Source organism: uncultured Roseobacter sp., assembly GCF_947492555.1.
GTDB lineage: Bacteria > Pseudomonadota > Alphaproteobacteria > Rhodobacterales > Rhodobacteraceae > Roseobacter.
Window position 1 is genome coordinate 845,681 of record NZ_CANLNE010000001.1, and the last position, 12,067, is coordinate 857,747.

At 55.7% G+C, this 12,067-nt stretch carries 12 protein-coding genes; 6 read left to right on the forward strand and 6 right to left on the reverse strand.

Annotated features, from left to right (window positions below; genetic code table 11):
- Window positions 1–17: 17 nt before the first annotated feature.
- A complete protein-coding gene (locus tag Q1A07_RS04075; protein ID WP_299778046.1) occupies window positions 18–473 on the forward strand; it encodes an NUDIX hydrolase in 456 nt (151 codons plus the stop codon).
- Here the strand turns inward: Q1A07_RS04075 and Q1A07_RS04080 are convergent.
- The 3 genes from Q1A07_RS04080 to Q1A07_RS04090 all read right to left on the reverse strand — a co-directional run bounded on the left by Q1A07_RS04080 (window position 439) and on the right by Q1A07_RS04090 (window position 3,963).
- A complete protein-coding gene (locus tag Q1A07_RS04080) occupies window positions 439–1,287 on the reverse strand; it encodes a DMT family transporter (RefSeq protein WP_299778048.1) in 849 nt (282 codons plus the stop codon). The genes Q1A07_RS04075 and Q1A07_RS04080 overlap by 35 nt on opposite strands.
- Before the next feature lie 375 nt (window positions 1,288–1,662).
- Window positions 1,663–2,397, reverse strand: a complete 735-nt coding sequence (locus Q1A07_RS04085; RefSeq protein WP_299778050.1) for a HAMP domain-containing sensor histidine kinase — start codon at window positions 2,395–2,397, stop codon at window positions 1,663–1,665.
- A 75-nt stretch (window positions 2,398–2,472) separates the two neighbouring features.
- Window positions 2,473–3,963 (reverse strand): extracellular solute-binding protein, encoded by a 1,491-nt coding sequence (locus Q1A07_RS04090; RefSeq protein ID WP_299778051.1) that lies wholly within the window; start codon window positions 3,961–3,963, stop codon window positions 2,473–2,475.
- A 163-nt stretch (window positions 3,964–4,126) separates the two neighbouring features.
- On the opposite strand from Q1A07_RS04090, the gene Q1A07_RS04095 reads away from it, so the two are divergent.
- Together Q1A07_RS04095 and Q1A07_RS04100 are read left to right on the forward strand one after the other, a co-directional pair.
- On the forward strand, window positions 4,127–6,025 hold the full coding sequence (locus tag Q1A07_RS04095) for an ATP-binding protein (RefSeq protein WP_299778053.1): 1,899 nt from the start codon (window positions 4,127–4,129) through the stop codon (window positions 6,023–6,025).
- A 21-nt stretch (window positions 6,026–6,046) separates the two neighbouring features.
- Complete coding sequence (locus Q1A07_RS04100) at window positions 6,047–6,487, forward strand: response regulator (protein WP_366523764.1); 441 nt, start codon at window positions 6,047–6,049, stop codon at window positions 6,485–6,487.
- A 159-nt stretch (window positions 6,488–6,646) separates the two neighbouring features.
- Here the strand turns inward: Q1A07_RS04100 and groL are convergent, their stop codons facing one another.
- The 3 genes from groL to Q1A07_RS04115 all read right to left on the reverse strand — a co-directional run bounded on the left by groL (window position 6,647) and on the right by Q1A07_RS04115 (window position 9,521).
- Window positions 6,647–8,290 (reverse strand): chaperonin GroEL, encoded by a 1,644-nt coding sequence (gene groL, locus Q1A07_RS04105; RefSeq protein ID WP_299778055.1) that lies wholly within the window; start codon window positions 8,288–8,290, stop codon window positions 6,647–6,649.
- Window positions 8,291–8,357: 67 nt separating this feature from the next.
- Window positions 8,358–8,645 (reverse strand): co-chaperone GroES, encoded by a 288-nt coding sequence (gene groES, locus Q1A07_RS04110; RefSeq protein WP_299778057.1) that lies wholly within the window; start codon window positions 8,643–8,645, stop codon window positions 8,358–8,360.
- Between the two features lie 195 nt (window positions 8,646–8,840).
- Entirely contained in the window at window positions 8,841–9,521 is a 681-nt protein-coding gene (locus Q1A07_RS04115; protein ID WP_299778059.1) for a DUF2161 domain-containing phosphodiesterase, read from the reverse strand.
- Between the two features lie 137 nt (window positions 9,522–9,658).
- Between Q1A07_RS04115 and Q1A07_RS04120 the strand changes: the two genes are divergently transcribed.
- From Q1A07_RS04120 to Q1A07_RS04130, 3 genes are all read left to right on the forward strand, one after another.
- Window positions 9,659–10,579: a manganese-dependent inorganic pyrophosphatase gene (locus Q1A07_RS04120; RefSeq protein ID WP_299778061.1), complete on the forward strand. Its 921-nt coding sequence runs from the start codon at window positions 9,659–9,661 to the stop codon at window positions 10,577–10,579.
- A 76-nt stretch (window positions 10,580–10,655) separates the two neighbouring features.
- Window positions 10,656–11,528, forward strand: a complete 873-nt coding sequence (locus Q1A07_RS04125; RefSeq protein WP_299778063.1) for a TIGR01459 family HAD-type hydrolase — start codon at window positions 10,656–10,658, stop codon at window positions 11,526–11,528.
- Window positions 11,529–11,618: 90 nt separating this feature from the next.
- Window positions 11,619–12,062, forward strand: coding sequence for a MaoC family dehydratase (locus Q1A07_RS04130; RefSeq protein ID WP_195820077.1), 444 nt, complete (start codon window positions 11,619–11,621; stop codon window positions 12,060–12,062).
- The last annotated feature ends 5 nt before the right edge of the window (window positions 12,063–12,067 follow it).

Here is a 12,067-nt window from a genome sequence, read left to right on the forward strand (position 1 = left end):
TTGGCGAAAGAGGGATTATGTCATCAAAAGCGGTGCGTTTGGCAGCACGGGCAGTGATTGTTCACGAGGATCGCCTGCTTTTGGTAAATGCCTGGGCGAATGAGCGCAGCACCCTGCTCTGTGCCCCAGGCGGCGGTGTCGAATTGGGGGCATCACTGACGGATAATCTGGCGCGTGAAGTGGAGGAAGAAACGGGACTTACTATTAAGGTGGGCGCGCCCTGTCTGGTCAATGAGTTTCACGATCCGGGCATCGGCTTTCATCAGGTCGAGGTATTCTTTCGGTGCAGTATCGAAGGCAGCCCGGTCATCCCTCGCAGCTGGCAGGACCCGGAGAGGATCGTGGACCGGCATGTCTGGGCTACGGAAGCTGAGGCCTCCAAACTACACATCAAGCCCGATAGCCTGATCAGCATAGCCTTTTCGCAAACCCAAGAGATCAGCTACGACCCCCTTGAGCGGATCGTGATGTGATGGCCAGTGCTATGCCGAAAATCACCATCACAGACGCAACGGCAACGATCACTGTGACAGGTTCGCCTAACAAGACTGCCCCGCCAATCAGGGCGATGACCGGGACGGACAGTTGCACCACAGGTGCCAGGTTCTGCGGCAGTTGTGGTAGCACGCTGTACCACAGCGCATAGCCCAGGCCCGATGTGACACCGCCGCAAAGGATCCCAAGCCCCCAGCCAATAGCGGTGGTCCGCGTTGCAAGGCCAACCAAGACAATCGTGACAACGGGCAGGCAGAGAATAAAGTTGGCCGTTGTTGCCGCGAGAGGATTAACCGACCCCCGGCCAGAGATGGTGTAGACTGCCCAACCCAATCCGGCGATGACCATGAAAGCAGCGCCGATGGCATCCGACTGGCCACCAGGCCCTGGCCACAACGCAAGCAGCAGCCCCAGAAAGGCAATTCCTGCCCCGAGAAGCTGCCGGCCATTCGGGTGCGCACCCGTCGCTGCCGCGTGGGCAAACATTGAAATCTGGACAACACCGAAGAGGATCAAGGCGCCAAGACCTGCATCAAGGGTCAAATAGGCCAGAGAAAACCCAGCCATATAGGCCGCAAGACTGACGGCTCCAGCCGCCCGATCACGTTGAAAAAGCTCAATTTTGCCGACCTTTACGGTCATGATCATGCTAAGCACCACCACGCCCGAAAGAACGCGAATAATGGCAAAGCTGCTTGGATCAATGTACCCACCATCCACGGCCAACCGGGTAAGGATGGAATTGGCCGCAAAAGCGATCATCGTGAGGCAAGTTAGAAAAAACAAACGCATGATACGGCAATAGCTTTTCCATCATCGGCCGCCAACCCGTTCCCACTGCCCAGTTTCGCAAAGGTCGCTGTCATCCAGCAGCTTTCCCCATTTTTGAACTTTTGTAGTCTGCCTCCCAAAAATTCCCCAAAAGACGCGAACGTGTTTGCCATTTGCATCAGAGGTCGGTGGGCAGCACCAATGAAAGCTCTTGTGCCAACGCAGGATCTGCGCGTCTTGGCGGTGACAACAGCTTTGCTGGGGCTGCGGCGCTCTGTTTCGGCAGGTTTCCATACCAAGGCAATCTTCAGAGATGGAACCTGCTTGGCAAGGTGCACTCTTCTGCAACGAAGAGGTACTTCTGACCCCGTTCGATCACCATGTCCGACTAAGCTTCTAGACCGTAAGGCGCACTTCGATGGTGATCCCGCGACCTTCAGAGTTTTCAATGATTTTGACGTCGCCGTCGTAGTGCTGTGCAATCTTGCGTGTGACAGCCAAGCCCATCCCGCTGCCTTCCACTTCATCCCGTGGACGCAGAGTCGTCATCGCGCCAAAAACCTTCTCATGATAGCCGACAGGGATACCGGGGCCGTTGTCGCGCACGGACAAAACGACCTGGCCTGCATCGCGATAACAAGAGACAATGACTTTTCCGACGGTGCGGTCGTGATGTTTAATCGCGTTTGAGATAAGCGCTGTCAGCAAGGTCAGAATGTCTCTGTCGCCTATCTCGATCTGATGGCAATCCAGCGCGTGCACAACTGTGAAGCCAGACGGAATGCGCATTTCTTCGAGCACATCGTCCAGCGCGATGTTAAGATCGATTTCTTCAACCGACTGCATTCTTCCAACCCGCGAAAATGTCAGCAGATCGACAAGCATACGATCAAGTCGACCTGTATGTCGGTTCATCAACTCAATGCTCTCCGCAACGGAGCCATCCACTTTCACGCCCGCTTCCGTCAAGTCTTCGGCGATCCATTGAGGGAGTTCGATGAGCGCGCGTACGGAATTGCGCACATCATGGCTGATAAGATAAATGAAATCTTCGAAATCATTCGATGAGAGCGATGTCATCCCTGGCGCCGCTCCTGCAGTCGCGCCATACGAAGAAACATGTTGTGTCATGAGAAAGGCCCTGAGAGTTCTTGTCGAAGACAGCATAGGAAACAGCGCTGAACACACTGTTAACGTGGTTGGATTTCAGGCCTCGTTCTTATCCCTCAGATGACGCGAAACCGCTCTCGGATACTGTCTTCGCAACTGTCGCCACCTTTCGATTTGCCCGGCGCGCCCGGCGCGACTGGTGATCATTTCCCAAAGTTGCGACGCTCTCTCCAGCGCTCTTTTCGGCGTGACATCCCCATTGAGTGCGTCAGCGAGCGCTTCGTTCAGAACGCGAAAATACTCTGCTTGCCCCACAAGATAGAGGTCGGGTATCGCTTGCCGCAAACTTGCCTTGTGCACATCCAAAAACGGTTTGGAGTAGACCTCCTGAATGACGGGGTCATCGTAGTGCTCCGGTCTATTCGGGTCGAAAAAGCCTCCACTTTCTCGCACCGCTCGCGTTGACATTTCCGGGCTCGAAGCAAACAGCGAAAACAGATACCCAATCCGAGGCCGTGCCGAGGCGCGACTAATCACATAGCTCCAACCCCAGTTGAAGTACGGGATCGGCACAACTGCGCCGCCGGGTCCGATTGCCCCTCCCGGTGTTGGGCCATAGCTTAACCGGTCTTTCACGGCGGAACCTGCTTGGTTGTAGTATTTCTGTGCCCCGCCCCACCCGATATTGCAGTATGACCGGCCTTCAGCGAACCGCTGCCATGTTTCGGAAAACTTTGAACTTGTAGCACTTGGGTGGAGAAACTCGGCCGACCTGATCATGTCTTCCAGAGCGGCACAACCCTCGGCAGAGTCGATCTGGGATGCCATTTCTTCCGAGAACGGCCATACACCATACGCATGGAAACGGACCCACCATTCCCAACCAAGATACTCAGGCGATCTCAGGAGCACTCCACCCCACTGATTGTCATCCGGACGGTGAAACCACTCCATCTGACGATCCAATTCCGCCCAACTGCGGGGAACCTCCAAAGCGGCACCAAAACGGTCCTCATACCTTGCCCTCTCGTCTGGGTCCTCAAGCATATCCTTGTGATAGAACATGAGATAGGCATCGCCATCCGCCTGAAAACCATAGATTTTTTGATCGAAACTATCCCCGATACTATAAAGCGCACCTTCGCGAAATGCCCGTGGTTCATACTCGAAAGCGAATGCGTCCAGGGGCAGAAGAACATCCGATGCAACCAAATCGGCAACGCCAAAGGTTGCTGGCAGTGCAACATCAAACTGACTCTCGCCTGCCATCACTTCCAGCGCAATCTGCGTGTTCAAGCTCTCTGATGCGATAATTCGCAGGTGAATTGCCACGCCCGTCATCTCAGTGAACATCCGCGCAATGGGTTCCAGGTTCTTCTGGGATCCGTTTGGACATAGAACAGACAGCGCGCCAGGGGTTGAACCAACCGCATCCTTCACCGCCTCCGCGACGTGCAGATGCAGCGGCGCCCTTGGTTGCCCGATTGCACCAACGGGCAAAATGCTCGAAAGACCGATTGCCGCGCCGGATTGAATAAGAGAGCGACGCGACAACGATGCCTTGGGCGCTCTTTTTCTGCTAGACATACGCGCGTTCCTCCCCGGCGATATCGGGAGATTAGTTTTGTGCACTTAAGATAAGTTTAAGCCATCCTGTTATACGTACCCAGCTGTGGAATCGCCAACGCCCCCCCTGCCCGCGAAGCGCGGCCTGTTCTCTGGAATTGTTGCCCGTTTGAGGTTGCTTCTCTTGGCTGTTGGCCTGGTCACGGTAGCGGCCTGTCTTGCAGGGTTTACGCAGCTAAGAGATATCTCTTCGGCCCACAGAGAGTTGACCCGTGGCGCGCTGCCGTTTCTGACCAAAACGCAAGCGGTAGAACGCAATCTGAACAATATGTTCATGTCGCTCGAACGTGCGAATTTTGCTGAAGACATCAATCAGTTGAATGACGCGAAAAGCACACTTCTTCAAAAGATACAGAGTTTTCGCGATCAGGTGCTTGGCGTCATCGAAACCCATGGCGGCTCCGATTTGACGGATCGCCTGATCACCCGGTTGAAACAGTTGGAAAACTCCGCCGAGGCATTGTTCGATCAGAAAGAGGTTCTTTTCACGACCGAAACCACAATTGAGGAACTCAAAAGCGATTTAGACCGCATCGGGGCCGAGGCGCGCAGGGCGCTGCAGAACCTGACTTACGTGACCACAATCGAGATTGAAAATTTGCTAAGCAAGGCACGTTCGGGGAGTACGCCGCCCGTAGATGTCATTGATCAACTGTTCTCAGACTTGTTTCTGGCCTCTCTCAACCTCACCAGCCTGTCCATGGATATCGAAACTGTTATTGATCTCGCGCGGTTTGATCCCGGCGCCGAGACCTCTGGCTCGTTTCGACAGTTGCGCACGACACTGGATCGCAAACTACGGCGTGTGGCAGCCATCCTGTCGCAAGTCGCCCCCAGTCCGCAGCGCAAGGAATTGGCAGGGCTGACAATCAAGCTGAATTCAGTGCTGCTCGGGGACCAAGGTTTGATCGCCATTGGTGAGGCACGGCTGGCTCACCAAGAGAAACTGGTGGCCCTTCGGGAAGCGCGAGTGGCGCTTGGCGGAGAAATCTCGCAATTCGTGGACGTCTTGGCGGAACAATCGGCTGCCTCTGTTGCCGAAAAATCTCAACATCTGAGCACCGCGACACAGCTTTTGTCTCTTGTCCTGGCAATATCCCTGTTTTTGGCGGCCATGACCACATTGGTGGGCAATTCGATCATTATTGAAAAGCAAATCAACCGCCGAATGGGGCGCCTGGATTACGCGGTACGAGCAATTGCAGGAGGCAATCTCAATCATCCCATCGACGTGGAAGGTCAGGATGAATTGGGTGACATTGCACGCGCCCTCTCCATTTTTAAGCAAAACGCTGAGGAACTCCGGCGTTCGAATATCGATCTTGAACGTTTTGCCTATGTGGCCGCCCATGATCTGCGTTCACCACTCCGAGCTGTGTACGACCTGGCGGAGTGGACGTTGGAAGATGGGGAAAACGCGTTGTCTACAGATAGCCGGGCGTACCTCGAAATGATGCAAGTGAGAGCGAAACGGCTGGACCGCTTGCTCACCGACTTGTTGGATTACGCACGCGCCGGACAAGAAGAAGAAGGTCTCGCCAATTTGGATATGGAGAAGCTGGTCGGACAGATTTCGACGTTACTGAACCCGCAGGAAGGGTTCAGTATCAGATACAGCGGAGACGTTAGGGCAATACGCACCCATGCCACACCGTTGACGCAAATCCTGATCAACCTGATTTCCAACGCAATAAAACATCATGACCGGACTATTGGGCACATCACCGTTTCCGCGGTATTTGACGGTGAACATCTTGTTGTGGAAGTTGCAGATGATGGCCCTGGCATTCCGCAGGAGTATCAGCAGCGCATTTATCAATTGTTCCAGACGCTGCGCCCACGGGATGAAGTAGAAGGCAGCGGTTTGGGTCTCGCAATCATTCGTAAACTACTGGACCGCTACAAGACAGATATTGTGCTGGAATCGAATCCGGACAAAGAGCGCGGCGCGCGCTTCCGTTTCAGTTTCCCGGCCGAAGAGTGTGTTGAACGGCCAGATTCAGCCCAAGCGAACGCGGCCTGAGAACAATTTGTACGAGGTTAGATGATGCAGGACAAAACAAAAGAGGCAACGTTTCTTCTGGTCGATGACGACGTCATCAGCATAATGGCAATGAAACGCGCCTTGAAGAAACTCAAAATCGTCAACAAAACGCTGGTGGCAAAAGACGGGCAGGAAGCTCTGGATATCCTGCGGGCTGCTGCAGATGAGGGGCCGGGCGGGTTGCCTCCGTTTATTGTGACACTGGATCTGAACATGCCCAGGATGAATGGATTGGAGTTTCTGGAATCTGTCCGTGCAGACCCCGCTCTGCAACGAACTGTCGTGTTTGTTTTTACCACATCGGATATGCCCCGTGATATCCAATCGGCCTACAGCAAAAATGTCGCCGGTTATCTTGTAAAGGAAAACCCAAGCGAGACATTTTCGGAAGCGCTCGAGATGTTGGGGAGCTACTCCCGGATTGTCGAACTGCCGGCTTAAGAGTCGACAGGAGTCGGTTCATGTGCGCCTAGGCGCACCTCTCGAGACGTCCCGGCGGATATTTTACCGTGGGCTCCCGAAAACGGCATTCAATAGATGTGACACAAAAAGGGCCCGCCATTACGGCGAGCCCTCTTTCTTTTTGCCGGATGGCGTAGCTTACATCATGCCGCCCATGCCGCCCATGTCGGGCATGCCGCCTGCAGGTGCCGCGCCTTCCTTGGCGGGCTTGTCTGCAACCATGGCTTCTGTCGTGATCAGAAGGCCGGCGATGGACGCCGCATCCTGCAGAGCATGACGTACAACCTTCGCAGGGTCGATCACACCGAAGGCAAACAGGTCGCCATATTCTTCGGTTTGCGCGTTGAAGCCAAACTTCGCGTCGCTGCTTTCGCGGATTTTGCCCGCGACAACCGACCCGTCGACACCGGAGTTCTCAGCGATCTGACGCAGCGGTGCTTCGAGCGCCTTGCGCACGATCGTGATACCCACGTTCTGATCGTTGTTGTCACCAGAGAGGCCTTCAAGTGTTTTACCGGCCTGGACCAGTGCCACACCGCCACCGACAACGATACCTTCCTGAACAGCGGCACGTGTCGCGTTCAGTGCATCGTCCACACGGTCTTTGCGCTCTTTCACTTCCACTTCAGTCATGCCGCCAACACGGATAACAGCAACACCGCCCGCCAGTTTGGCAACGCGCTCTTGCAGCTTCTCACGGTCATAGTCGGATGTGGTTTCTTCGATCTGCGTACGGATCTGAGCAACACGTGCTTCGATCTCGGCTTTCTCACCCGCGCCGTCAACGATGGTTGTCTCGTCCTTGGTGATCTGAACTTTCTTGGCAGAGCCCAGCATGTCCATGGTGACGGATTCCAGCTTCATGCCCAGATCTTCGGAGATCACCTGACCGCCTGTGAGGATCGCAAGGTCCTGCAGCATCGCTTTGCGGCGATCACCGAAACCAGGTGCCTTGACGGCTGCGATTTTCAGACCACCGCGCAGTTTGTTCACGACCAGAGTTGCCAGCGCTTCGCCTTCGACGTCTTCTGCAACGATCAGAAGCGGTTTTTGCGACTGGATCACTTGCTCCAGCAGCGGAACCATTGGCTGCAGCGAGGACAGTTTCTTCTCGTGCAACAGGACGATGCAATCTTCCAGCTCGGTGGTCATCTTGTCTGCGTTTGTGACAAAGTATGGCGACAGATAGCCGCGGTCGAACTGCATGCCTTCGACGACGTCAGTTTCTGTTTCCAGGCCTTTGTTTTCCTCAACGGTGATCACACCCTCGTTGCCGACTTTCTGCATCGCATCCGCGATTTGCTGACCAATCTCGGATTCGCCATTGGCAGAGATTGTACCAACCTGCGCGACTTCGTCGCTGTCGGAAACAGGGCGAGACGCCGCTTTGATCGCTTCAACAACTTTCGATGTCGCCAGATCGATGCCGCGCTTGAGGTCCATCGGGTTCATACCGGCGGCGACCGATTTCATGCCTTCTTTCACGATGGCCTGAGCCAGAACAGTCGCGGTGGTCGTCCCGTCGCCTGCTTCGTCATTGGTGCGCGATGCAACTTCCTTGACCATCTGCGCGCCCATGTTTTCGAACTTGTCTTCCAGTTCGATCTCTTTGGCAACGGAAACACCGTCCTTGGTGATGCGCGGTGCGCCGAAGGATTTGTCGAGAACCACGTTGCGGCCTTTCGGGCCCAGCGTGACTTTGACCGCGTCTGCAAGGATGTTCACACCCTTGAGCATACGGTTACGGGCATCGGTGTCGAATTTGACGTCCTTAGCAGCCATGTTGTTTTCTCCTCTTGAGAATATCTATTTCGAGTTCAGCGATTGAAAATCAGAGCAGCGTGGTGGCTTACTCGATGATCCCCATGATGTCGCTTTCCTTCATCATCAGCAGTTCTTCACCGTCGAGCGTGACTTCCGTGCCGGACCATTTGCCGAACAGGATCTTGTCGCCGGCCTTGACGGCCATGTCGATCAGCTCGCCGCTGTCCTTGCGCGCGCCTGCGCCACAAGCCACGACTTCACCCTCGGAGGGTTTTTCTTTCGCGCTATCGGGGATGATCAATCCGCCAGCGGTTTTTTCTTCGCTTTCCGTGCGGCGCACCAGCACGCGGTCATGAAGCGGTTTCAATGCCATCTTTGCAGCTCCTTAAGGCTCAAAGTTTCTCCCAATTGACCCGAACGACATTGCATTGCACCCGGGTCGTTAGCACTCAACTCATCTGAGTGCTAACGGCGCATAGCTAGGCACGTGCCGCGAGCCTGTCAACCAATCGGTTTGCGAAAATTTGCGTCTTTTGCAGGTTTCTGCCCACTGCGTCGCGGCAATCGATTACTCCGCGCCAAGCACCTTTGCGCTCTCGGCAACGGCTGCGGCGCCCGTAGGTGTCAGGCCGTAAATCCCGGTCTCTACCCTTTCAAACCAGCCATAGTGATCATCGGCCATCATACGGGTAGCGCGTGGAACATCAGTCTCACGCGCCACATCAGCCCCCTTGCTGGCCCCGACCTCATACAGGTAGAGGGCAATCTTCAAAGCATCCTGACGGTATGCCGTAACAAGGCCAGTTCGGGTCTGCCCCCCATCATTAGGATCGCCCCGCCGCCGCGCAAACTCGCGCAGCAAAGCACCTTCGCGCTTTTTGGATTTTCGTGGGTGGTAAGGACCCGGGTCGCAATGCACCTGGACCAATCCGTCCGACAGACGCACGGTGATCATCCCGAGCCCCAAGCGGCGCGCAAGTTTCAGATTGTCCTTGATGGCTTTGGCAAATCGCTTTCCGGTCTGGCGGGGCACCGCCAGATAGACGTCCTCCGTCAGCGATTGACGGGCGACACATTGATGGAACAGCGACAGTGAAAACCCGAGCTTCAACTCGACCACCACCGGCGACTCGGCACCGCGTACAGCCACGACGTCCACGGCCCCCACCTCGGATTTGACCACATACCCCTGTTCTTCCAGAAAGGACTTGATCGGCGGATAGAGATCGGTTTCGCGGGGCTTCGACATGCGAAAAACCTAGCATCAATCGAAATCACAGGCCAAGCGACAACCCGCATTAAGTCCGATGCCTGCAGGGCGTGACATCACTGCCTGCGCCTCCTATAAGGCGCGCAAAATGACCCTTGAAATGCTAGGAATCTCCGATGAGCACGCTTGTTTTTGGCCATAAATCTCCTGACACGGACAGCACAGGATCCCCCATCATCTGGGCGTGGTACCTCAACCAGATCAAAGGTGTCACTGCCAAACCCGTGCTGCTGGATGAGCCGAATACCGAAGCGCTTTTCATGCTGGATCGCTGGTCGCTGGACAAGCCAGAGATTCTGTCTGATCTGGCGGCGGATACGCCCGTGGTCATCGTTGATACCAACAACCCGGCCGAATTGCCCGACAACATCAACGACGCGGATATCCAAGGCATCATTGACCACCACAAGCTGGTTGGCGGGCTGGAAACAAAAGGCCCGATCGATATCCGCATCGAGCCGCTGGCCTGCACCGCGACCATCATGTGGAAGATGATCGGCAAGGATCTGGCGCAGATGCCGACGGAGATCAAAGGGGCGATGCTGTCGTGCATTCTGAGCGACACGCTTGAATTCCGCAGCCCGACAACAACCAACGAAGACAAAGCCGTTGCCTGGGAGTTGGCCGAGGACCTGGGCGTCGACATCAAGGCCTATGCGGCTGAGATGTTCGCGGCGAAATCCGATGTGTCCGCCTTCTCCGAAGCGGAATTGCTGCGGATGGACAGCAAGGAATATGAAGTGGACGGCAAACAGTTCCGCGTCTCCGTGCTGGAAACCACCTCGCCGCAGATGGTGCTGGACCGCAAGGATGCCCTGATGGCCGCGATGCCCGGTGTGGCCGCAGAAGATGGCGCCGATCAGGTTCTTTTGTTCGTGGTCGATATTCTTGATGAAGAGGCAACCCTACTGGTGCCCAACGATCTTGTGAAAACAGTGGCGGAGAAGAGCTTTGACGCCACGGTTTCCGGCGACACCGTCGTTCTGCCGGGCATCATGAGCCGCAAAAAGCAGATTATTCCCAACCTCAAGGTATAACCTCAACGCCCGGCGTCTCTGCGCCGGGCGTTGCCGGGCCGCTGCGCCTGTCTCACACCATAGGAGCAGACCGCCCATGTCCCAAGTAATCACCCGGCTGAACGAAATTTCCGCACAATACGACGCGCTCTTTGTCGATCTCTGGGGCTGCGTGCACAACGGTGTCAACGCCCTGCCCGAGGCCGTAAGCGCCCTGCAAAACTACCGCGCGCAGGGCGGCAAGGTCGTACTGGTGACCAACTCGCCACGTCCACGGGCGGGTGTGGAAAAGCAACTGATCACCTTCGGCGTGCCGGATGATAGTTGGGATACGATTGCCACCTCAGGGGACAGCGCCCGCTCTGCCATGTACCGCGGCATTGTCGGCGAGAACGTCTGGCACATCGGCTATCCGGGAGAAGAGAAATTCTTTGAACCCATCGGCGTGGTTGAAGACCCGGTGGACATCCGCATGGTACCGCTGGAAGAAGCCGACGGCATCGTCTGCACTGGCCCGCGCGATCCACTGGCCGACCCGTCGGTGATGCGCCCGGAGTTCCTGATGGCCAAGCAAAGCGGCCTTAAACTGCTGTGCGCCAACCCGGATATTGTCGTTGACCGGGGCGAACAACGCGAATGGTGTGCGGGTGCGCTTGCGCAGCTTTATACCGAAATGGGAGGTGAAAGCCTGTACTTCGGAAAACCGCATCCGCCGATCTACGATCTGGCGCGGCGCAGGCTTTCCGCGCTTGGCACAGATATCCCGGACAACCGCATTCTGGCCATCGGCGACGGCGTTCTGACGGACATCGCAGGTGCCATGGGTGAAGATATCGATTCGCTCTTCATCTCTGGCGGCCTCGCGGCTGCAGAGACCAGAACAGAAACCCAACCGGACCCGGAAGCGCTAACCGCTTATCTACAAAAAGAAATGTCCAATCCAACCTACACAATAGGGTACCTTCGCTGACCTATTTTTCGCTTGCTTTTCTGCGATTGCAAAGTAATTAAGTTTCAACAATTACGGCGTAGTGATTAGAAAATTACCGGAAGGGTCATCATGTTGGACAATTTGCCCCGCGGCACGATCTGCATCGAAGACATCGAAATGGGCATGTCGCGCTACCTGCAGAAGGTAGTGACCGATGAAGACATCGAGATGTTCGCGCAAATCTCGACAGACCGGAACCCGGTACATCTGGATGATGACTATGCTCGCGACACGATCTTTCAGGGTCGGATCGCCCACGGGATGCTCACCGCAGGGCTGATCTCGGCGGTGATTGGCGAACAGCTCCCCGGGCACGGCACCGTCTACATGGGGCAATCTTTGAAGTTTCTCGCGCCCGTGCGCCCCGGCGATCTCGTGCACGCCGAGGTTAAGGTGATTGACATCGAGGTGTCCAAGCGCCGCGTGAAGCTGGAATGCCATTGCGAAGTGGACGGCAAGAAGGTCCTGATCGGCGAAGCCACGGTCATGGCCCCCTCCCGCAAATTCGACTGATTTCT